Raw genomic sequence first — 21,969 nt, 5'->3', positions numbered from 1 at the left:
TGCCCCTTAAACCATTACCTTACCGTTATAGCAAAACTTCAAAGCCGCGTCACTTGGCGAATAGTTTTAGTTATCTATTTAAAAATTAATAACAATAACAGGGTTGCTGATAGATAAGTCATACAGAACAAGAACCTGCAGAGAAATAAAGAGTACTAAGTTGGTTAATTGTTGCGACCATAATAGCGGTTATGAAGATTATTTAAATAAAAGCGTAATTTTGAGTTAAATCTAGACGTTATTTGCACTATAATATGCGCCTAAAATATCGTTCAATCCCTAACCCCGGATGAAAATACCTATGTTGATCCTTCGTGGTGCACCAGCACTTTCCGATTTTAGAGTTCAGAAAATTTTAGCGCGTTGCCAACAGGCACAACTTCCAGTCACTGATGTTTACGCTGAGTTCATGCATTTTGCTGATCTTACAGCTGAGCTTTCAGCTGATGAGCAAACAAAGCTTGAAAAGCTGCTTACTTATGGTCCAACGATTGCTGAGCACACCCCTGCTGGCACGTTAATTCTTGTAACGCCGCGTCCTGGTACTATCTCGCCTTGGGCATCAAAAGCAACTGATATCGCACATAACTGTGGCTTAAGCCAAGTTCACCGTGTTGAGCGTGGTATTGCATACTACGTTGAAGGTAATCTATCAGCTGAGCAAACAGCTGAAGTTGCAGCGTTATTACATGACCGTATGACTGAAGCAACGCACGCGGATATGGCTGATGCAGCTAAATTATTCCGTCACGACGAACCACGTCCAATGTCATCAGTTGACATTTTAGGTGGTGGCCGTGAAGCGCTTGCAAAAGCAAACGTTGAGCAAGGTTTTGCCCTTGCTGAAGACGAAATTGATTACTTGGTAGAAAACTTCCAAAAGTTAGGGCGTAACCCGAACGACATCGAATTATTCATGTTTGCACAAGCAAACTCTGAGCATTGTCGTCACAAAATCTTTAACGCTGATTGGACAATTGATGGCATCGAACAGCCAAAATCATTGTTCAAAATGATCAAAAATACCTATGAGCAACACCCTGAAAACGTGTTATCTGCATATAAAGATAACGCTGCGGTAATGAAGGGTTCAGTAGCGGGTCGTTTCTTCCCGAATAGTGAAGGCGAGTATGCATACCATCAAGAGAACATCGAAATCTTGATGAAAGTTGAAACGCACAACCACCCAACAGCGATTGCGCCATTCTCGGGTGCATCAACAGGTTCTGGTGGTGAAATTCGTGATGAAGGTGCTACAGGCCGTGGTTCTAAGCCTAAAGCTGGTTTAGTTGGTTTCACTGTATCTAACCTACGAATTCCTGGTTACGAGCAACCATGGGAAAGCGATTTTGGTAAGCCAGGTCGTATCGTTAATGCACTGGATATCATGACTGAAGGTCCATTAGGTGGCGCGGCATTCAATAACGAATTTGGTCGTCCTAACTTACTTGGTTACTTCCGTACATACGAAGAAAAAGTATCAAGCCATAATGGCGAAGAAGTACGTGGTTACCACAAGCCAATCATGCTTGCAGGTGGTTTAGGTAACATTCGTTCTGAGCATGTTCAAAAAGGTGAAATCCCTGTAGGTGCAAAACTTATCGCACTAGGTGGTCCGGCAATGAACATCGGTCTTGGTGGTGGTGCTGCATCTAGTATGACATCAGGCCAATCAAACGAAGACTTAGACTTTGCATCAGTACAACGTGAAAACCCAGAAATGGAACGTCGTTGTCAGGAAGTTATCGATAAATGTTGGCAGCTAGGTGATGCAAACCCAATCGCTTTCATCCACGATGTGGGTGCAGGTGGTCTTTCAAACGCATTCCCTGAGCTTGTAGACGACGGTGGTCGTGGTGGTAAATTCCAACTTCGTGATATTCCAAACGATGAGCCGGGTATGGCACCACACGAAATTTGGTGTAACGAATCTCAAGAGCGTTATGTATTAGCGGTTGCTGCTGAAGACTTCGCGCGCTTTGAAGCAATCTGTAAACGTGAACGTGCACAATATGCGGTTATTGGTGAAGCGACAGAAGAGCGTCACTTAACGGTTGAAGATAGCCACTTCGGTAACAACCCTGTTGATCTTCCGCTTGATGTTTTACTTGGTAAAGCACCAAAAATGCACCGTGAAGTGGAATCTAAAAAAGCGCAATCACAGCCATTAGACGTTGCTAACATTGATGCGGCAGATGCTGCACAGCGTTTATTACGCCTACCAACGATTGCAGAGAAAACATTCTTAATCACCATTGGTGACCGTACGGTAACGGGTTTAGTTGCGCGTGACCAAATGGTCGGTCCTTGGCAGGTGCCAGTAGCAAACTGTGCGGTAACAGCCGCTGCGTTTGATACTTACCACGGTGAAGCAATGTCACTAGGTGAACGTACACCAGCTGCACTTTTAAACTACGGTGCTTCTGCTCGTTTAGCTGTGGCTGAGTCACTAACGAACATCGCGTGTGCTAACATCGGTGGCCTTGAAAATATCAAGCTATCTGCAAACTGGATGGCTGCTGCAGGTCACCCTGGCGAAGATGCAGGTCTTTACGAAGCTGTTAAAGCGGTGGGTGAAGAGCTTTGTCCGGCGCTTGGTTTAACTATCCCTGTGGGTAAAGACTCAATGTCGATGAAAACTCAATGGGATGAAAACGGTGAGCAAAAATCAGTTACTGCACCATTATCACTGATCATTACTGCTTTTGGTCGTGTTGAAGATGTTCGTAAAACAGTGACACCAGAACTTCGTACTGATAAAGGTGAGTCATCACTACTATTAGTTGATTTAGGTGCGGGTCAAAACCGTATGGGCGCATCAAGCCTTGCACAGGTTTATAAGCAACTAGGTGATGTGACACCTGATGTTGATAACCCAGCACTATTAAAAGGTTTCTATGAAGCAATGCAAGCGCTTGTTGCTGATAACAAGTTACTTGCTTACCATGACCGTTCAGACGGTGGTTTATTCACGACTATCGCTGAAATGGCATTTGCTGGTCACACGGGTGTAACTGTTGACCTTGCTGGCTTAACAGGTTCAGACATCGAAGCGCTTTATAATGAAGAGCTAGGTGCGGTTATCCAAGTGGCAAACGCTGACCTAGACGCAGTGAAAGCAGTTCTTGCAGATCACGGCTTAGCAGCTATCAGCCATGAAATTGGTGCACTAAACGCTGATGACCGCGTGCTATTCACTCGTGGTGATGATGTGGTTCTTAACCATACGCGTACTGAGCTTCGTACGATTTGGGCAGAAACAACTTATCAAATGCAGGCACGTCGTGATAACCCTGAGTGTGCTAAGCAAGAGTTTGACGCTAAATTTGACGCAAAAGACCCAGGTCTTAACGTAAAACTAAGCTTTGACTTAAACGAAGATGTTGCAGCGCCTTACATTGCAACTGGTGCGAAGCCGAAAATGGCGATTCTACGTGAGCAAGGTGTTAACTCTCACTTAGAAATGGCTGCGGCATTTAACCGTGCAGGCTTTGCTGCGGTTGACGTGCACATGAGCGACATTCTTGAAGGTCGTTTAACACTTGAGCAATTTAAAGGCTTAGTGGCATGTGGTGGTTTCTCTTACGGTGACGTATTAGGTGCAGGTGAAGGCTGGGCTAAGTCAATCTTATTTAATGAGATGGCGCGTGAGCAGTTCCAAAGCTTCTTCCACCGCGAAGATACATTCAGCTTAGGTGTGTGTAATGGCTGTCAAATGCTTTCAACATTGAAAGAATTGATCCCAGGCACTGAGCACTGGCCACGTTTCGTAACGAATAAGTCAGAGCGTTTTGAAGCTCGCTTTAGCCTTGTAGAAGTGCAAGAAAACCCATCGGTATTCTTTAATGGTATGGCTGGTTCACGTATGCCTATCGCTGTTTCACATGGTGAAGGTCATGCTGAGTTCGCAAACGCTGATGCAGTTAAAGCAGCGCTTGAGTCAGGTACTGTGGCAGTGAAGTTTGTTGATAACTACGGTAACCCAACAACGCAATACCCAGCTAACCCGAATGGCTCACCAGAAGGTATCACAGGTATTACTTCTACTGACGGTCGTGCAACGGTGATGATGCCGCACCCAGAGCGTGTATTCCGTACGGTTGCTAACTCATGGCACCCAGATGAGTGGCGCGAAGATAGCCCATGGATGCGTATGTTCCGCAACGCTCGTAAAAACGTTGGCTAGAACTTAGTTATGTACCTAGCTATACAAGCTAGGTTCATACAAACCGTTTAAACTAAAAAGGCTGCACTATCATGTGTGGCCTTTTTGTTTATAATGACGCTAGTTGCTAGTTGCTAGTTGCTAGTTGCTAGTTGCTAGTTGCTAGTTGCTAGTTGCTAGTAAGTGTAAGTTCAAAGGCAAGGAGAGTTTTTTGAGTTTTAAGCGAGCGTGTATTGGGTTGCTAGGGATCGTGCTAAGCATGGCACTGCTGGCGTATCTGTTCAGACTGCCACTGACATCGTGGTACTTAACGCCTATGCTCAGTAAAAATGGCGTTGCGCTTCACTGTGTTGATTGGTCATTAACTCGCAAGCTTGATTTGAATATCGAGAAATTATGCTTAACCTACCAAGGACAGCAAATTGAGTTAGCTGGCATTATTGCAAATAAGCAACAGGTTAGTGTTTCTCGCGCTAACCTCATCGTTAGTGACCTTACAAATAAACAACAACCAGACGCTTCACAGACTGAATTTAAAAAGCTTGCCTTGGTATTACCCGAGCAAAGACCGCTAATAAGCATTGAGCAGCTTGATGTAGTCTCACCGTTTACCGACACCCCTGTTAGGTTGGCGATACAAGAAAAACGCCTAAACCATTTTACGATTTCGCGGGATCTTAATGCAGACGTTGCAATATCTAATTATGAAGTCAAAGCCAACATCACGTTTGATGAGCAAGTGGCAGAGCGATTCGTAACATTGCCAACAAGCAGCCATTTTATCACTCAATCACAGATTAAGTTTGATGGAATTACAGTTGCAATTGAAAGCTCAATCAATGCAAGTTATCAGCATGCTCTAGCGCAATGCGACTTAGGTTTTGCTAGTGAAGGGCAATTGAGTGCTAAGTATCAATTAAATCAACAGCATTTATACGCGGATTTATCAGCTTTACAAAATCAACTTAGTGCAAACCGAGACTGCTTAAACACCATCGCAGACCAGCAGCATCAATCATTTGTTGAAGCGCAGTTACCGCTTACTTGGCAGTTACACATTGAAAAACCAGTTAGTGTAGAAGGTAAGTTGCTATCAATCCCAACTGTAAAGCTGCAAGCTATAGAAGGGCAAAGTGAGGTGACAGTCAGTAATACGACCTTTTCTTTACAGGATCCGCTGGCATCACTTAATAGCCAAGTTAGCATTGATTTTAATAGTAAAGATATTGATGAGCTTAAGCTAAACGCACATTTGCTTGAAGAGAACGTCAGCGCTGATTTTCAACTGTCGTTGGATTCATTCCCTGCATTTTTAGATTTTCAGGCTGATGGCGCTCTGGTTAAGGGTATTGGGGCTAAAGGAAAGCTAAATATCGATGACTTATTTACTAGCCCTACAGCTAAACTGAATACTAATATCAGTGTTAAAAATGCCCTAATATCGGGTGCACAGATAGCTGATTTTACCAGCGTAATTGACGCTGAGCATAATGCCCAACGGCACCTAGTTGTTAACGCTAATAGCAAAGTTAAATCATTAACTTATGATGATATGAATGCAGCAAAAATCAGCAATGAGCTTACTCTTAGTACAGATCTCAGTGTGGGGGAGTTATTTGTTGATATTGATGCCAAAACCACGGCCGCTAAATTATCAACAGCAGAGCTCACCTTAAATAAGTTGTCAGTCGTTTCAAAGGCTCTTCAAAGCCGCGCCTTGCAGGCAACGCATCATGTATTTGCAGATGGTTTTGAAGCACTTGTTAGTCATCATATGTCTGAGGTTGCGCACCCATTTGAATTGGTGATACCAGAGCAGGCAGTATCCAAGCTAAACCCGGTAATTGCTCAGTTTGAGCCGCTTGCTACCGTCACTGATGGGGTTGTTTCAGGCATTATAAAAGGGGATGTAAATCTTCAACAAGCACAAGGGCGCGTGCAAATAAGTAAATTCAGTGCGCTTTATAATGATTATCTAGCGAATGATTTTGCAGTGAATTTGAACGGTACGTTTAATTCAGGGCAGCTTAATATTGCAGCGACTAAATTTACACTCAATGAACTGCGCGCAGGTGCCGTGGTCAAAAATATACAAGGTCAGTTGCAGGTAACGGCTAATCAGCCTTGCGCAGCTAATCTAACTGGTCAGGTTATGGGCGGGGCATTTGTGGTGAATAAGTACTGCCCACTCAGTGATAACCAAACAGCGACTGTTAAATTTGAAAACATTGATGCCAGCAAATTGGTCACCCTTGATGCTGAATCAGGGATTAGCTTAAGTGGGCGCTTAGCAGGCACCTTACCCGTAGTAATAAGTAAACAGGGCATTGAGGTAAAGCAAGGGCAGTTAGTTAATCAGGGTGATGGTAAATTACTGATCACCAATAATGCGGGTTTTGACGCTGTAAAAGCGCAGCAACAGGAACTGAGTACCACGCTGAGTTTACTCGAGAATTTAGATATTAAAAAACTACGTAGCAGTGTTAACCTCAAACCGGATGGATGGTTGCATTTAGGTGTTAATTTAGAGGGTTATAATGAAGCCCAGCAGCAAGCAGTGAACTTTAATTATAATCATGAAGAGAATGTATTTACTTTACTTAGAGCGCTGCGTTTAAGTGATGAAATTACTCAAAGAGTTGAGAAAGAGTATGCAAAAAAAGGAAGCAATGATGGCTAAGTGGTTAGTAATGCTGACGGCAGTAGGCATGCTGAGTGCCTGTACGCACCGTGTTGAGGTGGCAGCAAAAGAGCCGATTACAATCAACTTAAATGTAAAAGTTGACCATGAGATCCGCGTAAAAGTGGATAAAGAACTTGATACCTTATTCAGTGATGACAGCGAATTATTCTAAGGAGCACACATGCGTAAATTACAACTTAAAAAACTAAATGTGATCACCTTGATCAGTGCTGTTTGTTTATCTTTCTCTGCTTGGGCTATCAGCCTTGATGATGCAAAAAGCCAAGGCTTAGTAGGTGAAGACAGCTCAGGCTATTTAGGTTTAGTGGTTAATAACAGCGAAGCAAAAGCGGTCGTTGATGAAATTAATGCAAAGCGTAAAGAGCAATATTTAAAACTTGCGAAAAAGAACAATCTTTCGTTAGCGCAAGTTGAAGCCCTTGCAGCTGCTAAAACTATCGAAAAAACGAAGCCGGGTCACTACATTGAAGTGAACGGTGAGTGGGTAAAAAAATAACTCACTAAATTTAATCGCTATAAAAAACAAAAAGCCAGCATTGCTGGCTTTTTATCTTTATAACGCCGGTAGGTGTTAGCGCTTATCGATGCAGTTTTGCAGCAGCTGCTGCCAAAAGTCGATGCCTTTGCGTCTTGCAAGTTTAATATTGTGCTCTGGGATCGATTCAGGTTCATCGTAGTTATCTAACGCTTCGCTCATACTGGCTTCGCGGATCAGATGCAGTGTTGGGTAAGGTGCACGATTCGTATAGTTTGCAGCATCGCTGTCATCGCTATCAGCAAATACATAGTCAGGATGAAAGTTGGCTATTTGATACTTACCTTCATAGCCTTGTGCAGCTAAAAGCGCATTGGCTAAATCGACTAAATCTAAGAACTCTTCAAAATCCTTAAAGCCTTGCTCAAACATTAACAAAGTAGTTTCGCGCTCAGCTTGTTGGTCTAACGCGCTACATTGCTCAAGCATATCCATTACTGCATCATCAAGCGTAATAGACTGACTGATTTGATAATGAATGCAATTGCTTTCTACTTCTTTACGGGCAAACGGGCAGAAATTGTATTTTACGATTACGCTTGATACCCATTCGCGCATTTGTATTTCTGGGCGATTCATCGCTTGCTTTGAAGTCACATTATTTCTCTATTCTATTATACTTTTCTATCTTACTTTTCTAAGTAATGCTCAATTAAATTAACCGTTTTACTGATGGCGCCTTGATTGTTAGTAACGCATTTCTGAGCTTGCTGACCGAGCTTAATCGTCTTTTGTACATCAGTACTCAAAGCGATAAGTGTGTCAGCAAGGTGATTTTCATCGGTAACGGTTTTAGCTCCTTGAGCACTAATCAGCTCAGGATAAATATGGTCAAAGTTATAGGTATGAGGACCTGCTAATACGCCAACAGAAAACGCTGCTGACTCTAACGGATTATGGCCGCCTCGCTCGATTAAACTACCACCAACATAGCTGATGTTTGCCACACCATATAAGCATTGTAACTCACCTAACGTGTCAGCTAACACAACTTGTTGGTTGTTATAGTTATCTTCACTGCGACGACTAAAGCTCAAATTTGAGTTTTTTAATATCTCCGCGACTTTATCAAATTGCTCTGGGTGACGTGGAGCAATAATCAAAAGTGCGTGGGGTAACGCTTTTAACAGCTTTTCATGAGCAGTTAAAATAAGCTCATGTTCAACAGGGTGAGTGGAGCCTGCAACCCAGATAAAGCGCTCGTTGTTATACTGTTTTTTTAGTGCTGCAACTTTATTTAATTGCTCTTCTGTAGGTGTGATATCAAATTTAATTGAGCCAAATACGCGTGCCTTTTCAGGCTTTAAACCAAGTTCAATAAAACGTTTGGCATCATTTTGATTATGACTAGCAAGATCGCTAATAGACTGCATTATCACCTTAGTTAAAGGCATTACCTTTTGGTAGCCTTGCTGTGATTTAGCTGAAAGCCGGGCATTTAGAACAAGTACTTTTGTACCGGTGTTGTTGCTTTGTGCCATAAGGTTTGGCCAAAGCTCAGTTTCTAAAATACACAGTACCTTTGGCTGGATACGTTTTAAAAATCGATTCGTAGCGAAGAAAAAATCAATCGGTAAATAACAGCAGCTAACTGCATCTTTAAAGTTATTTTTTATTTGCTCGCGACCCGTTGGGGTATTACAGGTTACTAAAATAGTAAGTGTTGGATTTTCTGATTGAACGGCCTTAATAAGCGGCGTTGCTGCTAACACTTCCCCTACAGAGGCACAATGGAAAACAACATCGTGATGCGACAAATTCGAAAAGCCAAAGCGCTCAGCAAAATGCTCACGGTAACCCTTATTCTTTTTGCCACGTAAAACATACAGGTAAAAAACAACCAGTGGGCTTAGTAGGTATAAAAGTAAAGAGTATAAAATGCGCGCCATAATTTTTAATATACAGAGTTTTAGGGTAGTTTAACGTTAATCGAGCTGTTGCCAATAGTTAGTCTGCAGATAACTGTAATTATCCAGTCGATATTCATAAAAGTACGATAAACTGAACACAAAGAAATAAATCTGTGGAATAATAACATTATTACTCCTGCCAAAGTTTGTTCCAAAGAGGGATATTCATGCCTGAATTAGATTCTGTAGCAGCAAGCTACTTAGAAAGTTTGAACCGCCATCAAATGTTATTTGAAACGATGGATACTTATCACCCAGAAGTGATGCAATTACTTGAAGCATGTCACAGCGCTTTGCAAGCAGGTGGTAAGGTAATTTGGTTTGGTAATGGCGGTAGTGCGGCTGATGCACAGCATTTAGCTGCTGAGTTTGTCGTGCGTTACAAATTGGAGCGCGGTCCACTAGCTTCAATCGCATTGACAACAGATACCTCAATTTTAACCGCTCACAGTAACGACTATCATTTTGATACTGTATTTGAGCGCCAAGTGCAGGCGTTATGTAAACCTGAAGATTTAGTGATTGGCTTAACCACCTCTGGTACTAGCCCTAACATCAACTTAGCACTGGCAGCTGCAAATGAAATTGGTGCCTTTACAGTGGCATTAACAGGCCGAGATGGCGGTAAAGTAAAAGATATCGCTAAGCTACCTATTATCATTAAAAATGATGAAACAGCGCGTATCCAAGAAGCGCATATGTTCATCGGACATTGGTTATGCGAAGCCATCGATATGGTTGTAGCGGAGCAAAAGTAATGGATTTAGCGTTACTAAAAAACCTTTCAAAGGCACGTATTTTGGTTGTTGGTGATGTCATGCTAGATAGATACTGGCATGGCGATTCAGGACGTATTTCGCCTGAAGCCCCAGTACCTGTTGTCAAAGTCAGTAAATTTGAAGACAAAGCTGGTGGTGCAGCAAACGTAGCAAAAAATATTGCCCGTTTAGATGGTAAAGTAGGCTTATTAGGTTTAGTTGGTGAAGACGAAAGCGGGCAAATCCTCGAAACAATTTTAAGTTCAGAAAAAATTGATTCGCAATTAGTGAGTGTTTGCGATTTACCGACTATTTCAAAAATGCGTGTAATCAGCCGTCATCAGCAAGTTGTTCGTTTAGATCTTGAAGAGAACTTTACTGAGCAACACAGCCAATTGTTATTAAACCGTTTAGAGCTGGTTTTAGATGACTACGATTTTGTGTTGTTTTCTGATTACAACAAAGGCTCTCTGAGTTTAATTCAACAAATGATTCAGGTTGCAAAGAAAGCGGGTAAAACGGTACTTATTGATCCTAAATCATCTGATTTAAGCTTATATCGTGGTGCTGATTATATAACCCCTAACTTAAACGAATTTAAGCTTGCTGGTGGTTTGACAGACTCTGAGCAAAACTTGACTGACAGCGCTCGTAAGCTAATCAGTGAAGCGGGCATCGCTGCGATGCTATTAACGCGCTCAGAGCAGGGGATGTCGTTAATCAGCCAAGCAGAAAAACATGATTTTGCAGCCCAGCAGCTTGAGGTCAGCGATGTTACTGGCGCTGGCGATACCGTAATCGCGACGCTTGCAGTGATGCTTGGTGCGGGAATGGCTGCAAAAGATGCGGTTGAAATTGCTAACCTCGCTGCTGGTATTGCAGTGAGTAAACTGGGTGCCGCAACTGTGTCGCCAGAAGAGTTGAGCCGTAAGCTTGGTCAATACTTGCAGCAAACCGGCGAGCACTACCAAACGCCGTTTGAGGATGTGCTTCAGCATATTGAGTTTGCTAAGCAAAATGGTGAAAAAATAGTTTTCACTAATGGTTGTTTTGATATTCTTCACGCAGGCCATGTACGCTATCTTGCTCAAGCTAAAGCGCGAGGTGACAGACTTGTTGTTGGCTTAAATAATGATGAATCAATCACTCGCTTAAAAGGTCCAGAAAGACCGATTAATCCATTGGATGAACGTGCCATGGTATTAAGTGCACTGGCGTCAGTTGACTGGGTTATTCCATTTGGCAGCATTGAAGAAAATGACACGCCAGCTAAGCTTATTGAGCAAATTAGCCCTGATGTACTTGTAAAAGGCGGCGATTACACTGTCGATCAAATTGCCGGTGCCGATCATGTTTTACGCCATGGCGGAAAAGTCGAAGTACTTGAGTTTCTTAATGGTTGCTCAACATCAAATGTAATTAGCAAAATTAAAAGTTAATAAAAAAGCCAACATTTGTTGGCTTTTTTGATTCTAAAAGTTCATTTCATATTTCATAAATGCGGAGGTTTCAGTGTCTGATTCCCCCAATGATTTATTTTTAGCAGCAAGAGCACCGAAAGAGATTCTTCCTTGTAATGCTAACATTCTGTAGCGCAGCTCTAATTGTGTGCTATCAATGGCATTTTTAGTGATTGTATGCCCTAAATCTGGGTTGCTAGGGTAAAGATCTACATTGTCGTTGTTGTAATCAACCTGACGCAGTTTAACTTGCCAATCGTTACCATTTCTATGTTGCCCAAGCACTGTGAGTACCAGGGATTCTGTGTCGTTATCAAATGTAGAACCAATTGTTCTCCCTTGATAGCGATAACCAGAATTGTATTTACCATGCTCGTAATAGCAGTTATAGGAGATCACAGCGCCAGGCACTGATTCATCACCAGAGCATGAAACTACAGTATCAATGTATTCAATGTTTACTTTGATATTTTGCTCTGCAAATGGAACTGTTGTCTCTACACCCGCTAAATACGCTCTGTCTGCGGGCTTAAAGTAGCTACTAGCATCTTCGCCAATCGTACTTACATAAATAGCGTACGGGTATGAATAGAGAGTATCTGACCAGCGTAAATCAATACCTGCCAGTTGGTTGCCTAATTTTGACTTCTCAGCTTCAGTACAGTCTTGCGACCCATCAGGGCAAGTACTTTTACCTGAAACCATATCAAAAAATTCTGAGATAGATTGGGGTTCACCATCCCCGCCCCATTGTGCAGACCAGCTTAGAGCAACCTCAAGTTGCTGAATTGGTCTAAAGTTCACTCGGCTACTCCAAAGTAGCGCATCAGGGACTGCTCGGGTAGATTCAAGCTTAGCCATTTGAGTTGTTAAGCTCCAAGGACCAATCCAACTCAACCAAGCTGATTCAAAAGCAGTGGCTTTTTCACGACTAATGCTGAAAGCTTGTAAAGGTTTACTATTCGCTGTGAGAATTAGACTGTTGTCAACACCAGGTCCCCAGAATTGTTCAACTGCACCTGCACGAAAGACCCAATTGCCAATTTTATAGGCAAGGTAACTATGGTCAAAAGTAATATCATCACAATCAGTAAGCGCTTGATGATCTTCAGCTATATCTGATTGAACCATGCCCTCTAAGTAGCATTTTCGACCATCAGAACGATAATTAACTGCTAGTTTACCAGCTAAACTTTCACCTAAATAACTATAAGCGACGGTCGCTTCTGATTTTTGTGTGTTGGTAGCGCCAAAACTCGTGGCTGGTAATGTATCTGTTGATAGAAAAACTTCGCTATGGAAATTGTGCTGTTCGGTATTTTCGGCTTTATATCTGTGCTTTACACGAAGTAAAGCATCTTGAACAAAACTAGGTAATTGCTCTAATGTGGTGTCATTTAGTTCATCAATGAAGCTATTCCACATTAGTGGATATGTAGTTACAGGGGCTTTAATTACTCCTGTATCCGCTAATAATTGAATGTCGGCTCGTAAGCCATAATCGTCTGGTTTAACCCAAGGTTCAGCAGCTAGAGGTAGACTAAATGCGCTAGCAAGAGCGAGTAATAAAAGTGTTTTTTTAGGCAATGCTTAATTCTCGGTTTGTTTTTTGGGACTAGAAGTCTATCAACCCTACATGATGATTGCAGTAAATAATTCACAACGAGCAATTCGTCTAGGTATCGTAAAAGGAACTCAATTTGATGTATAATCTGGCAAATTTTATAATTTAAAGTGTAATGGAAAAAAAACGCCTTTTATTTATCCCCGTGTCATCATCTGAAGGAATAGGTGAATACATGCGTTCGTTATCATTTGCTCATTATTTAGATGAGTGTTTTCCCGATCGTTTAGACATCCACTTTTTATTAAATAAACATACAAATTACGCCCTTGATTGCCCGTTTGATACAACACTCATAGAGCAATCAGCGACAAAAGAAACACGTAAAGTTAATCAATTAATTGAAGCATTTAAGCCTAACTTGGTGGTTTTTGATTGTGCAGGTAGAGCCGCCCAAATGAAAACAGCAAAGCGTGCTGGGGCTAAAGTGGTGTTTATTTCACAGCATAATAAAAAAAGAGCGAAAGGCTTAAAGCTAAATCGTTTAAATTTAATCGATAGACATTGGGTTGCCCAACCCGATTATTGTATTGAAAAAATAAGCTTCAGTGAGCGACTAAAGCTTAAGCTTTTTCCTTTGTCACCTCCGGTAAATGTGGGTCCTTTTTTCTCTCAATCATCAAGTACCGAAACGTACCAATTGTTAGCTCAGTTAAATCTTACGAATGAAGCTTACTTTTTAGTCAATGCTGGGTCAGGTGGGCACGGTGAAAAGAACCAGTTATTTGCTGATGTTTTTTATCAAGCAGCCAAGAAAATAGCGACAGAAACAGGGCTTAAAGGTGTTGTTGTTTTTGGTTCAAACTACCCAAATAATCTACCCGAAGATGATAACCTGATCATTTTAAAAAGTTTACATGCAAGTGAATTTGTTGGTGTATTAGCAAATGCTAAATTTGCAGTGTTATCAGCAGGGGACAGTTTATTACAAGCTATTTCACTTAAAGTCCCGACGGTTGCTGCAGCAATTTCAAAAGACCAACCGAAACGTTTGCAAAACTGTGTAGACAGTAACTTAACCTTAGCTGCAGATCCAACGTTAGCCAGTTTGAGTGATGCTGTTAAGCAATTATTGGTACCAGCAACGTATCAAGCAACTAAAAACGTTTTGGCGAAAATAAAACCTCATAATGCCAAAAAAGAAATGCTGCAAGGGGTGTCTGAGTTATTGTTTGGGATTTCTAAATGAAGGTTGCCATAGTTATTGATTCTTTGGTTGGCGGTGGGGCTGAGAAAGTTATGCTGACGCTGGCTGGCGAGCTTTTGGCTCAACAACATGAAGTTGTCATGCTTAGTTTAGCGAACTCGATTGAATATACCTTACCATCACAGCTAAATGTTGAGTGTTTGTTTGACCATAAAGCAAAAAAAGTTGATAGGTTCTGGCAACTAAAAAAAAGCGTAAAACGTATCGAAAATTGGTTTGCACAATACCAATCTAAAAACGGGGAATTTGATCTCGTTTTATCAAATTTAGATCGCAGTAATAATTTGCTAATTTGCAGTACTATTAAACATGTTTTCTATGTCATTCATAACTCAATTTCGGCTGAGTTAAATAGACAAAAGAAACTTGGACCATTTGCTTATCAATATTTACTGAAAAGTAAAAAGCGCTTGTCAGGACAAAACTTAATTTGTGTTTCTGAAGGTATTGAAAGTGAAATTAAGCAGCAAAAGTTGATTGCTCCCCAAAGTATCACAACAATTTTTAACCCGTTTAATGTTCAAAGCATAGTCAAAAAAGCGAGTGAAACTGAGTTAGGATTACCACGTGAGCCCTATATTATTCACGTAGGTCGTTTAGCAAAACAAAAAAGACATGATGTTTTATTTTCAGCATTTGCTAATTTAAATACATCCCATAAGCTTGTTTTATTGTGTAATAAAGTTAATAAAGCCGCCAAACTTGGTCGCCAACATGGTATTGAAGATAGGCTTATTTTGCCTGGCTTTCAGCAAAACCCATATGCTTGGATTAAAGGTGCTGATGCTTTGGTACTGAGTTCTGATTATGAAGGATTACCTACTGTTCTCATTGAGGCGCTCATACTGGGTACGCCAGTTGTAAGCACCGATTGTACTCATGGACCAAAAGAAATCTTAACGGGTAATTTAGCCAAGTATTTAGTTCCTACAAATAACCCTGAGGCTTTAACCCAAGCTATTGAATCTGTGTTAAACGATAAGCCAGAGGTTATTGATGCAGAAATACTATCAAAAATATCAGCAACACAAGTTGCTGAAAGTTATTTAGCATTGGCCCAAAATCGATAATTAGTTCAGCAATGCTTGGTAGCCACACACCAGTGACTGCCAATCACTTTGCTGCCAATGCATCACTTCATTACGGCCTTGCTCTTTCGCAAATGAACGGGCAAGGCGTTTGATATTCTCTGTTTGCCAGCTAGCATGTGGCTGTTTGATTTCACCGCGGTCAAAGTCGATGATAAACACCTTACCTGTATCATCGAACAAGATGTTATTGATGTTTAAATCTGCGTGATAGACGCCATGATTGTGAAACTCGCTGAGGGTGACTGCAATCGCTTTGAGTTCAGATTGGTTAAGTGGACGCGTGATTAAAATATCTAACACGCTTTTTGCGCCTGTTACTGCTTCGGTGATGATATCGCCGCGATAGATTAAGCCGTGGGTGGTCACTTTTGCCGCAATGGGTGTCGGCACGTTTAGGCCAAGCTCAAGTAAGCGCATCATCAGTGTAAACTCTTTATAGACACGAGTTTGCTTTAAACCAACATATAGGTACTGATCGCTCAGTAACTTACCTACTAACCCACCGCGCCAATAGTGACGCAGAACGCCTGTAAGCTGTTGATGTTTAAAAAACCATGCTGTTGCGCGGCCTTTTTTTGCGCCAACTATTTTATCTTGTTGTTGCCAATAATTGGCATCGAACCACTGTTGCGTGAGCTCATCTTTGTAAGCTGGGTGACACAAAAGGGTGGTGTTTTGCAGATGCTGAGTTTCAAACATAACAACTTCAAGATTAAATAAAATTAGCGCTATCTTACCGTATTTTTAGCTTTTCGCATAAGTGCTTGCATTAGCATCAAGTTAATTTAAGATCGCATATTATTTGCTGTAGCTAAGGGCGCACGTGACTCAAACAACCTCCTATTCAGATATTTGTATTTTAAGGCTTTCGGCTATTGGTGATGTATGTCATGCCGTATCAGCAGTGCAAGCAATTCAAAAGGCACATCCGAAGGCAAAAATTACCTGGGTGATTGGTAAAGTTGAGGCCATGTTACTGGCCGATTTACCCGGTGTTGAGTTTGTTGTATTCGATAAAAAACAAGGCAAACAGGCTTATCAGCAACTAAAAGACACTTTCAAGGGGCGTAAATTTGATGTGCTCTTACATATGCAAGTCGCACTCAGAGCGAATCTAGCAGCCCGCTGTATTCCGGCAAAGGTCAAAGTGGGGTTTGATTGGGCTCGCTCAAAAGAGTTACATAGCTTGTTTATTAATAAGCGTATTGCCCCGCAATCTGAAGCGCATGTATTAGAAGGCTTTAAAGGCTTTGCTCAAGCAATTGGGTCGCCTGATTACAAGCCTCAATGGCAAATGCCAATTACCGAGCAGCACCAACAAGCAGCCGATGCGCTATTAGGTGAAGAACGTTTAGCCGGGCGTATTTTTGTTATCTCGCCTGCGGCAAGTAAAAAAGAGCGTAATTGGTTACCCGAGCGTTATGCTGCACTTGCTGAACATGCTCATCAACAAGGCTTTTCGGTAGTTATAACTGGCGGTCCAACTCCTTTAGAAATTGAACTTGCCGAGCAAATTATCGCGCATAGTTCGACACCTGTGCTTAACTTAGTAGGGAAAACTCAACTAAAAGAACTGTTATGTGTTTTGAAGCGTGCGGCGTTAGTGTTAGCTCCAGATACTGGGCCTGCGCATATGGCTGTAACGGTTGGAACACCTGTTATTGGTTTGTATGCCCACTCAAACCCAAAACGCACAGGGCCTTATTTGTATCAAGAGTATGTTGTTGAGGTGTATCACCAAAACTTACGAGAGCAAACAGGTAAAACGGCGCAAGAGCTGCCATGGGGAACACGTGTTAAAGGGGCTGACCTAATGGCGCAAATCAGTGTTGAAAAGGTGATTTCGATGTTTGACCACGTGGTAGATAAAGAGCAATTGTAATGAGCAAAGTTTTATTTTTAGACCGTGATGGTGTGGTCAATATTGATCATGGCTATGTATACAAACCCGAAGAGTTTGAATTTGTACCCGGTGTATTTGAGGCGTGCAAAGCTTTCACTGATGCCGGTTATAAAATTGTGGTGGTAACTAACCAGTCAGGTATTGGCCGTGGTTATTATTCAGAACAAGATTTTTCCAACCTCACTGAGTGGATGAAGGGCGAATTTTTACGCCATGGCGTTACTATTCTTGATGTCTATTTTTGTCCGCATCATCCAAGCAAAGCAGAACCTGCTTATTTGCAAGAGTGCAACTGTCGCAAGCCTGCCCCGGGTATGCTTTTACAAGCCATTGATGAGCATCAAATCGATCCATCTCAAAGCATTATGGTTGGTGATAAGCTTGGCGACCTTATTGCCGCTGAAAGAGCCAACATCGCGACCCGCGTTTTAGTTCGCTCAGGGCAAAGTTATGCCGAGTCAACAGAACAGCACGCCGATGTAGTTTGTGAGTCTTTAGCTGAGTTACCAGCTTTAATTTTACAGTCTTAGCAGGTAAGACCAGTTTATTTCGCAACCCTTACGGTCTGCGACGAACTGCAAACAGTGCAATTGTTCGGCTAAGCTTTTACAATAGGCGCAAAATTTAAAGTCACGCTAATCATTTCTGGTTAGATACAAGAATATGTGGAGATTACAGATGAGAGCATCTGCGTTTTTTAATCAGTTGCAGCAGCAAATTGATGAAGTGAAAGCTGAAGGCTTATACAAAAGCGAGCGTATTATCACGTCACAGCAACAGGCTCAAATTGAAGTTGCTTCTGGTGATAAGGTTATCAACTTTTGCGCTAATAACTACCTTGGCTTAGCAAATAGCCCTGAGTTAATTAAAGCAGCTCAACAAGGCCTTGACGATCACGGTTTTGGTGTTGCCTCTGTACGCTTTATTTGTGGTACTCAAGATATTCATAAAACTTTAGAACAAAAGATCTCTGAGTTCTTAGAAACAGAAGACACAATTCTTTACTCATCATGTTTTGATGCAAACGCAGGTTTATTTGAAACAATCTTAGGCCCAGATGATGCAATCATCTCTGACGCGCTAAACCACGCTTCAATCATTGATGGTGTGCGTCTTTGTAAAGCAAAGCGTTTCCGCTATGCAAATAACGACATGAGTGACCTTGAAAAGCAACTTATTGCTGCTGATGAAGCCGGTGCTAAAACTAAGCTAATCGCTACTGACGGCGTTTTCTCAATGGACGGCGTTATTTGTAACCTTGAAGCGGTTTGTGATCTAGCTGATAAATATGATGCATTAGTGATGGTTGATGACTCTCACGCTGTTGGTTTTGTTGGTGAAAATGGTAAAGGTACGCCAGAGTACTGCGGTGTACTAGACCGTGTTGATATCATCACAGGTACGCTTGGTAAAGCACTTGGTGGCGCATCAGGCGGTTACACATCAGGTAAAAAAGAAATTGTTGAGTGGTTACGTCAGCGCTCTCGTCCTTACCTTTTCTCAAACTCACTTGCACCATCAATTGTTACTGCATCAATTAAAGTACTTGAGATGCTAAGCAATGGCGGCGAGTTACGCGCTAAACTTTGGGATAACGCAAAGTATTTCCGTGAACAAATGGAAGCTGCAGGATTTACCTGTGCAGGTAAAGACCACGCTATTATCCCTGTCATGTTAGGCGATGCTAAAATTGCCTCAGCCATGGCTGACAAATTACTTGCTGAAGGTATTTACGTAACAGGTTTCTCATTCCCTGTAGTACCTAAAGGCCAAGCACGTATCCGTACGCAAATTTCTGCGGCGCATACAAAAGAGCAATTAGATACCGCTATTGCTGCCTTTACCCGTATTGGTAAAGAAATGGGTGTTATCTAATTTTATTCCCTAAACCGAAGCTTTTGCTTCGGTTTTGTTTAATTGAGTGTAAATCATGAAAGCATTATCTAAATTAAAAGCAGAACCAGGGATCTGGATGACTGATGCGCCAAAGCCTGAAGTTGGCCATAACGATCTGCTTATTAAAATCCGCAAAACAGCAATTTGTGGTACAGATGTCCATATTTATAAATGGGATGAGTGGGCACAAAATACAATTCCTACGCCAATGGTTGTTGGCCACGAATATGTAGGTGAAGTGGTTGATATGGGTCAGGAAGTACGTGGTTTCCAAGTGGGTGACCGTGTTTCTGGCGAAGGCCATATTACCTGTGGTCACTGTCGTAACTGTCGCGCTGGTCGTGTGCATTTATGTCGTAATACAACAGGTGTTGGTGTAAACCGTGAAGGTGCATTTGCTGAATACCTTGTGATCCCAGCTTTCAACGCATTTAAAATTCCAGATAACATTCCTGATGAACTAGCATCAATCTTTGACCCATTCGGTAATGCAGTACACACAGCATTGTCGTTTGACTTAGTCGGTGAAGATGTATTAATCACTGGTGCTGGCCCAATTGGTATTATGGCAGCCGCTGTTGCTAAACACGTGGGTGCACGTCATGTGGTTATCACAGACGTGAACGAATACCGCCTAGATTTAGCGCGTAAAATGGGGGCGACTCGTGCCGTCAACGTAGCGAATGAAAAGCTTGAAGATGTTATGAAAGAGCTTGGCATGACAGAAGGCTTTGATATCGGTCTTGAAATGTCAGGTGTGCCGGTTGCATTCAACAGCATGTTAAACAACATGAATCACGGCGGCAAAGTCGCTATGTTGGGTATCCCACCTTCTGATATGGCGGTTGATTGGAACCAAGTTATTTTTAAAGGCTTAATCATTAAAGGGATTTACGGCCGTGAAATGTTTGAAACCTGGTACAAGATGGCGAGTCTAATTCAATCAGGCCTTGATCTGAACCCAATTATTACTCACCAGTTCTCTGTGGATGACTTCCAAGCAGGCTTTGATACAATGATTTCAGGCCAATCAGGTAAAGTAATCCTTAACTGGGATTAATACTGAGTTATTTGATAGGGCGGCTTTGGCCGCCTTTTTAGTTTAGAGAGTACTATGTCGTATAAACATATTTCAGTGAGCGAGACGTTTGCGCTGTTAGACAAAGAAGAGGTTGTGATTGCCGATATTCGCGATCCTAACTCATTTCAAACGGGGCATATCCCAGGCGCTGAGCATTTATCAAATGCCAACATCAGCGAATTTATGATGCATAAAGAGTTTGATCAGCCAATCATCATCGTTTGTTATCATGGTGTGAGCTCTCAAGGTGCTGCTAGCTATTTAGTTGAGCAGGGTTTTGAAGACGTGTACAGCATGGATGGTGGCTTTAGTGCTTGGCAGATGCAACTTCCGGAGCATATTGAACGATGATTGAGTTGGGTAGCATAAATAATCCTCGCGCCGCACAAGGCTTTATAGATTTCATCAAAAGTAAGGGCTTACATGGTGAGTTACGCTCTCAAGATGGGCAAACTGTGATTATTTGTGTTGCACCAGAGCACTTTCATCAAGCTCAACCACTTTGGCAGGAGTTTGCTGCTAACCCTCATGACGAAAAATACCAACAAGCTTCATGGCAGGTAGGCAGTACACAATCGCCTTTGTCATATCAGGGCCAGTCCCTTAATTTAAAAGCTCGTTTTAAAGCATTAAGCTGGCTAAACCGTACGGTTACTTTAGTCTCGATAGCTATATTTGTTGCTTTCTTGCTAGGTGGTTTTGAAACTATTTACAGTATGTTGCAGTTTAATCCGGCACAGCCACTAACTTGGTTTACACCTGCCATTGTGCACTTTAGCGCTATTCATCTTATTTTTAATCTGATCTGGTGGATGACACTGGGTAACGATATAGAAAAACGCAGCGGTAAATTAACCTTAGTGGGTTTATTTTTAGTGACGGCATTTATTAGCAATTGGGCACAGTTTTTACTTGTCGGGCCTAACTTTGGTGGTTTAAGCGGCGTTGTGTATGGCTTACTTGGTTTTTGTTGGATCTTCAGTGCAATGAGACCTTCAGAGCCGCCATTGGTGAGTAATAGCATCGTTGGTTTTATGCTGGTTTGGCTTATTCTAGGCTTTGTAGATATGTTGCCGGTGAGTATGGCAAACTGGGCACATTTAGCGGGGTTATTGGCTGGTATGGCTTATGCTGTGTCAGACAAGCTGCTTTCACGCAAATAATCGCGTAAATAAAAATGGCGGCTTATGCCGCCATTTTACAATTAATGATATAAATACTTAGTAAATAACACTTCTCTGACAATCTCTTGTCCTGTTTCTTGTTTTAGTAGTGCTTTTAACTTTTCGGTGCAGCGTTTTCTGATTTCTTCGCGGCCGGTCAGTGATTTAATGTTTTCTTCAGGCTCTTTTGAGAGTATTTCAACAATCGCATCACGCAATAGTGGAGTGTGGTGTTCTACCACTGCAATATCAGCCATATCATTGAGCATGAGATCCACCGTAATACGAACATAGCCAAGCTTTTTATTACCTTGACCTATATAGTTAGTGATGATGTCAGGCTCAAAACCAAAGTAGCCAACATTTGATTCAGCGCGTACAGACCAACTTGTTGTAGCGCCAACAAGCAGCATGCTTATCAAGTAAATTGATAACAATGATTTTTTCATAGTTAAGAATATTCCACCCTTTC

General features: G+C 41.9%; 19 protein-coding genes. 14 read left to right on the top strand and 5 right to left on the bottom strand.

Annotated elements, in window-relative coordinates; all coding sequences use genetic code 11:
• Positions 1 to 301: 301 nt before the first annotated feature.
• The 4 genes from purL (at position 302) to CWC28_RS07630 (ending at position 7,365) form a co-directional block, all read left to right on the top strand.
• Positions 302 to 4,186: a phosphoribosylformylglycinamidine synthase gene (purL, locus tag CWC28_RS07645; protein ID WP_138624955.1), complete on the top strand. Its 3,885-nt coding sequence runs from the start codon at positions 302 to 304 to the stop codon at positions 4,184 to 4,186.
• 190 nt (positions 4,187 to 4,376) lie between these two features.
• Positions 4,377 to 6,845 carry an intermembrane phospholipid transport YdbH family protein gene (locus tag CWC28_RS07640; RefSeq protein WP_138624954.1) on the top strand — a complete coding sequence of 823 codons (2,469 nt, stop codon included), beginning with the start codon at positions 4,377 to 4,379 and terminating at the stop codon, positions 6,843 to 6,845.
• Entirely contained in the window at positions 6,838 to 7,020 is a 183-nt protein-coding gene (locus CWC28_RS07635; RefSeq protein WP_054551055.1) for a YnbE family lipoprotein, read from the top strand. The genes CWC28_RS07640 and CWC28_RS07635 overlap by 8 nt, the downstream gene beginning before the upstream one ends.
• 9 nt (positions 7,021 to 7,029) lie before the next feature.
• Positions 7,030 to 7,365, top strand: coding sequence for a YdbL family probable chaperone protein (locus CWC28_RS07630; RefSeq protein WP_054551056.1), 336 nt, complete (start codon positions 7,030 to 7,032; stop codon positions 7,363 to 7,365).
• A 75-nt stretch (positions 7,366 to 7,440) separates the two neighbouring features.
• On the opposite strand, the gene CWC28_RS07625 is transcribed toward CWC28_RS07630, so the two are convergent.
• Together CWC28_RS07625 and waaA are read right to left on the bottom strand one after the other, a co-directional pair.
• Positions 7,441 to 7,983, bottom strand: coding sequence for a DUF1415 domain-containing protein (locus CWC28_RS07625; RefSeq protein WP_063703529.1), 543 nt, complete (start codon positions 7,981 to 7,983; stop codon positions 7,441 to 7,443).
• A 50-nt stretch (positions 7,984 to 8,033) separates the two neighbouring features.
• Positions 8,034 to 9,293 carry a lipid IV(A) 3-deoxy-D-manno-octulosonic acid transferase gene (gene waaA, locus CWC28_RS07620; RefSeq protein ID WP_138624953.1) on the bottom strand — a complete coding sequence of 420 codons (1,260 nt, stop codon included), beginning with the start codon at positions 9,291 to 9,293 and terminating at the stop codon, positions 8,034 to 8,036.
• Between the two features lie 188 nt (positions 9,294 to 9,481).
• Here waaA and CWC28_RS07615 point away from each other — a divergent pair, with 188 nt between their 5' ends.
• Complete coding sequence (locus tag CWC28_RS07615; protein WP_063703058.1) at positions 9,482 to 10,072, top strand: D-sedoheptulose-7-phosphate isomerase; 591 nt, start codon at positions 9,482 to 9,484, stop codon at positions 10,070 to 10,072.
• Positions 10,072 to 11,511, top strand: a complete 1,440-nt coding sequence (hldE, locus tag CWC28_RS07610) for a bifunctional D-glycero-beta-D-manno-heptose-7-phosphate kinase/D-glycero-beta-D-manno-heptose 1-phosphate adenylyltransferase HldE (protein WP_063703060.1) — start codon at positions 10,072 to 10,074, stop codon at positions 11,509 to 11,511. The genes CWC28_RS07615 and hldE overlap by 1 nt, the downstream gene beginning before the upstream one ends.
• A gap of 33 nt (positions 11,512 to 11,544) precedes the next feature.
• Here hldE and CWC28_RS07605 read toward each other — a convergent pair whose 3' ends face one another.
• On the bottom strand, positions 11,545 to 13,119 hold the full coding sequence (locus tag CWC28_RS07605; RefSeq protein ID WP_063703062.1) for a capsule assembly Wzi family protein: 1,575 nt from the start codon (positions 13,117 to 13,119) through the stop codon (positions 11,545 to 11,547).
• Between the two features lie 212 nt (positions 13,120 to 13,331).
• On the opposite strand from CWC28_RS07605, the gene CWC28_RS07600 reads away from it, so the two are divergent.
• Both CWC28_RS07600 and CWC28_RS07595 read left to right on the top strand, forming a co-directional pair.
• Entirely contained in the window at positions 13,332 to 14,345 is a 1,014-nt protein-coding gene (locus CWC28_RS07600; protein WP_229677566.1) for a glycosyltransferase family 1 protein, read from the top strand.
• The gene (locus CWC28_RS07595; protein WP_105174874.1) at positions 14,342 to 15,433 is read left to right on the top strand and encodes a glycosyltransferase; all 1,092 of its coding nucleotides are present in this window, start codon (positions 14,342 to 14,344) and stop codon (positions 15,431 to 15,433) included. The genes CWC28_RS07600 and CWC28_RS07595 overlap by 4 nt, the downstream gene beginning before the upstream one ends.
• Here the strand turns inward: CWC28_RS07595 and CWC28_RS07590 are convergent, their stop codons facing one another.
• The gene (locus CWC28_RS07590; RefSeq protein ID WP_138624951.1) at positions 15,434 to 16,153 is read right to left on the bottom strand and encodes a 3-deoxy-D-manno-octulosonic acid kinase; all 720 of its coding nucleotides are present in this window, start codon (positions 16,151 to 16,153) and stop codon (positions 15,434 to 15,436) included.
• Positions 16,154 to 16,277: 124 nt separating this feature from the next.
• On the opposite strand from CWC28_RS07590, the gene CWC28_RS07585 reads away from it, so the two are divergent.
• From CWC28_RS07585 to glpG, 6 genes are all read left to right on the top strand, one after another.
• A complete protein-coding gene (locus CWC28_RS07585; RefSeq protein WP_063703070.1) occupies positions 16,278 to 17,336 on the top strand; it encodes a glycosyltransferase family 9 protein in 1,059 nt (352 codons plus the stop codon).
• A complete protein-coding gene (gene gmhB, locus CWC28_RS07580) occupies positions 17,336 to 17,887 on the top strand; it encodes a D-glycero-beta-D-manno-heptose 1,7-bisphosphate 7-phosphatase (protein ID WP_063703072.1) in 552 nt (183 codons plus the stop codon). The genes CWC28_RS07585 and gmhB overlap by 1 nt, the downstream gene beginning before the upstream one ends.
• A 148-nt stretch (positions 17,888 to 18,035) precedes the next feature.
• A complete protein-coding gene (locus tag CWC28_RS07575) occupies positions 18,036 to 19,232 on the top strand; it encodes a glycine C-acetyltransferase (RefSeq protein WP_063703074.1) in 1,197 nt (398 codons plus the stop codon).
• Positions 19,233 to 19,287: 55 nt separating this feature from the next.
• Positions 19,288 to 20,313 (top strand): L-threonine 3-dehydrogenase, encoded by a 1,026-nt coding sequence (gene tdh / locus CWC28_RS07570; RefSeq protein ID WP_063703076.1) that lies wholly within the window; start codon positions 19,288 to 19,290, stop codon positions 20,311 to 20,313.
• 54 nt (positions 20,314 to 20,367) lie between these two features.
• Positions 20,368 to 20,685, top strand: coding sequence for a thiosulfate sulfurtransferase GlpE (glpE, locus tag CWC28_RS07565; protein WP_063703079.1), 318 nt, complete (start codon positions 20,368 to 20,370; stop codon positions 20,683 to 20,685).
• On the top strand, positions 20,682 to 21,497 hold the full coding sequence (glpG, locus tag CWC28_RS07560; RefSeq protein WP_138624950.1) for a rhomboid family intramembrane serine protease GlpG: 816 nt from the start codon (positions 20,682 to 20,684) through the stop codon (positions 21,495 to 21,497). The genes glpE and glpG overlap by 4 nt, the downstream gene beginning before the upstream one ends.
• Before the next feature lie 41 nt (positions 21,498 to 21,538).
• Here the strand turns inward: glpG and CWC28_RS07555 are convergent, their stop codons facing one another.
• Entirely contained in the window at positions 21,539 to 21,910 is a 372-nt protein-coding gene (locus CWC28_RS07555; RefSeq protein ID WP_370626054.1) for a flagellar basal body-associated protein FliL, read from the bottom strand.
• Between the last annotated feature and the right edge of the window lie 59 nt (positions 21,911 to 21,969).

Source organism: Pseudoalteromonas sp. S4492, from assembly GCF_005886115.1.
GTDB classification, from domain to species: Bacteria; Pseudomonadota; Gammaproteobacteria; order Enterobacterales; family Alteromonadaceae; genus Pseudoalteromonas; species Pseudoalteromonas gelatinilytica.
Note: the sequence above shows the minus strand (reverse complement) of the source record. Positions and strands in the feature narration are given on the sequence as shown.

What these genes read in the sequence shown, in the direction of transcription:
- CWC28_RS07625 (WP_063703529.1), bottom strand. Translation starts at nt 7,983, where the DNA reads ATGAATCGCCCAGAAATACAAATGCGCGAATGGGTATCAAGCGTAATC.
- CWC28_RS07635 (WP_054551055.1), top strand. Translation starts at nt 6,838, where the DNA reads ATGGCTAAGTGGTTAGTAATGCTGACGGCAGTAGGCATGCTGAGTGCC.
- glpE (WP_063703079.1), top strand. Translation starts at nt 20,368, where the DNA reads ATGTCGTATAAACATATTTCAGTGAGCGAGACGTTTGCGCTGTTAGAC.
- tdh (WP_063703076.1), top strand. Translation starts at nt 19,288, where the DNA reads ATGAAAGCATTATCTAAATTAAAAGCAGAACCAGGGATCTGGATGACT.
- hldE (WP_063703060.1), top strand. Translation starts at nt 10,072, where the DNA reads ATGGATTTAGCGTTACTAAAAAACCTTTCAAAGGCACGTATTTTGGTT.
- CWC28_RS07615 (WP_063703058.1), top strand. Translation starts at nt 9,482, where the DNA reads ATGCCTGAATTAGATTCTGTAGCAGCAAGCTACTTAGAAAGTTTGAAC.
- CWC28_RS07590 (WP_138624951.1), bottom strand. Translation starts at nt 16,153, where the DNA reads ATGTTTGAAACTCAGCATCTGCAAAACACCACCCTTTTGTGTCACCCA.
- CWC28_RS07630 (WP_054551056.1), top strand. Translation starts at nt 7,030, where the DNA reads ATGCGTAAATTACAACTTAAAAAACTAAATGTGATCACCTTGATCAGT.
- CWC28_RS07555 (WP_370626054.1), bottom strand. Translation starts at nt 21,910, where the DNA reads ATGCTGCTTGTTGGCGCTACAACAAGTTGGTCTGTACGCGCTGAATCA.
- CWC28_RS07600 (WP_229677566.1), top strand. Translation starts at nt 13,332, where the DNA reads ATGCGTTCGTTATCATTTGCTCATTATTTAGATGAGTGTTTTCCCGAT.
- waaA (WP_138624953.1), bottom strand. Translation starts at nt 9,293, where the DNA reads ATGGCGCGCATTTTATACTCTTTACTTTTATACCTACTAAGCCCACTG.
- gmhB (WP_063703072.1), top strand. Translation starts at nt 17,336, where the DNA reads ATGAGCAAAGTTTTATTTTTAGACCGTGATGGTGTGGTCAATATTGAT.
- glpG (WP_138624950.1), top strand. Translation starts at nt 20,682, where the DNA reads ATGATTGAGTTGGGTAGCATAAATAATCCTCGCGCCGCACAAGGCTTT.
- CWC28_RS07575 (WP_063703074.1), top strand. Translation starts at nt 18,036, where the DNA reads ATGAGAGCATCTGCGTTTTTTAATCAGTTGCAGCAGCAAATTGATGAA.
- CWC28_RS07595 (WP_105174874.1), top strand. Translation starts at nt 14,342, where the DNA reads ATGAAGGTTGCCATAGTTATTGATTCTTTGGTTGGCGGTGGGGCTGAG.
- purL (WP_138624955.1), top strand. Translation starts at nt 302, where the DNA reads ATGTTGATCCTTCGTGGTGCACCAGCACTTTCCGATTTTAGAGTTCAG.